General features: G+C 67.1%; 1 protein-coding gene. It reads left to right on the forward strand.

All coding sequences use genetic code 11. The features are described 5' to 3' along the window. Positions 1-1,825 (forward strand): NAD-glutamate dehydrogenase domain-containing protein (locus tag QH276_RS01000; protein WP_280406559.1); only part of this gene is annotated, 1,825 nt, incomplete at its 5' end. Between the last annotated feature and the right edge of the window lie 56 nt (positions 1,826-1,881).

Below are 1,881 nucleotides of genomic sequence, written 5' to 3' on the forward strand. Positions count from 1 at the left end.
TCGTCATATTTTTTTGGATCCGGATCCGGATGCTGGGGTGTCGTTCGGGGAGCGGTCGCGGTTGTTCGGGTTGGCGCGGTCGAGTTGGGCTGATTACGATCGGTCGCTGATCAGTGCGGGCGGCGGCGTCTACGACCGCACCGCCAAGGAGATTCCGGTTTCCCCACAAGTCCGGGCCGCATTGCAGCTCCCCCGGGGCACCACCCGGCTGTCCCCGCCCGAGATGATCCGTGCGATCCTCGAGGCGCCGGTGGATCTGCTGTGGAACGGCGGTATCGGCACCTATATCAAGGCGAGCACCGAAACCAACGCCGAGGTGGGTGACAAATCCAACGACGGTGTACGGGTCGACGCCGACCGGTTGCGGGTGAAGGTGATCGGGGAAGGCGGAAACCTCGGTGTCACCCAGCTCGGCCGGATCGAATTCTGCCGCAACGGCGGGAAGATGAATACCGACGCGCTGGACAATTCCGCCGGAGTGGACTGCTCCGATCACGAGGTGAACATCAAAATCCTGCTCGACGCCGCGGTCTCCGCCGGCGAACTGGATATTGCCGACCGGAATCCGCTGCTGGCGGAAATGACCGACGAGGTTGCCGCACTCGTACTGCAGGACAATATTTCGCAGAATTTCCGGATCGGGCTCTCCCGTTCGATTGCCGCCCGGCGCGGCGCCGTACACCGGCGGCTGCTGACCGAGCTGGAAACCCGGCGCGGTGTGGACCGCCGCCTCGAGGCGCTGCCGACGGACGCGGAGATGGAGCGGCGGATCGCCGTCGGAGGCGGGCTCACCTCACCGGAGCTCGCGACCGTCATCGCTCATGTCAAGCTGGCGCTGAAAGCCGACCTGCTGGCCGGTGAGCTGCCGGACAATCCCACCTTCACCGCTGTGCTGCCGCAGTACTTCCCGACCCCGCTGCGCGAACGTTTCGCCGACGCCATCGCCAACCACCCGCTGCGCCGCGAGATCGTCGCGACCGTGGTGGTCAACGAGATGGTCGACTACGCGAGCGCGAGCTTCGCCTTCCGCCTGGCCGAGGAGATCGGTGCCACCACTGAGGATGCTGTGCGAGCCTTCACCGCTGCGGTCGAGATCTTCGGGCTGCGCGAGCTGTGGTCGCGGATCCGGAACACCCCCATGCCGACGGCGGTCCGCGACCGGCTGGAACTGGAAAGCCACCGAATCCTCGAACGATCCGCCCGCTGGCTGTTGCTGAACCGGCCGCAGCCGATCGCCATCGGTGCCGATATCGCCCGCTACCGCGACGGTGTCCGCGCGCTGGCGGGGCAGGTCCTGGGCTGGCTGCCCACCCCACTGTCCGAACATGTCGCGGCGCACGCGGCCACCGAGGCCGAGCGCGGTGCGCCCGCCGACCTGGCCATCGAGGTCTACCGGCTGATCCAGCTGTATCCGCTGCTGGACGTACTGGATATCGCCGATATCGCCGAACGGGACGCGCACGAGATCGCCGAGCTGTATTTCGCGCTCAACGCCCACCTGGAGATCACGCGGCTGATCAGCGCGGTGAACGACCTCGACTACGACCAGCGGTGGGCCGGTCTCGCCCGGCTGGCGCTGCGCGACGATCTGTACGAATCCCTGCGCCTGCTGACCCTCGATATCGCCACGGCCACCGACCCCGAGGACCCGGTATCGGAGAAACTGGACTACTGGGAACAGACCAACCGCTCCCGCCTGGCCCGGGCCCGCGCCGCCCTCACCGAAATCTTCGGTGTGGCCCGCCACGACCTGGCAACGCTGTCGGTGGCGGCCCGCCAGGTCCGCAGCCTGGCCGGAACCTCGGAATCGGGTCTCGTAGCCTGAGCTGTGTCTTTTTGCGGCGCCTTCGGCGCCGCCGGGGTTTTCGGCCCCCACGTAAG

This window comes from Nocardia carnea, from assembly GCF_029869215.1.
GTDB lineage: Bacteria > Actinomycetota > Actinomycetes > Mycobacteriales > Mycobacteriaceae > Nocardia > Nocardia carnea_B.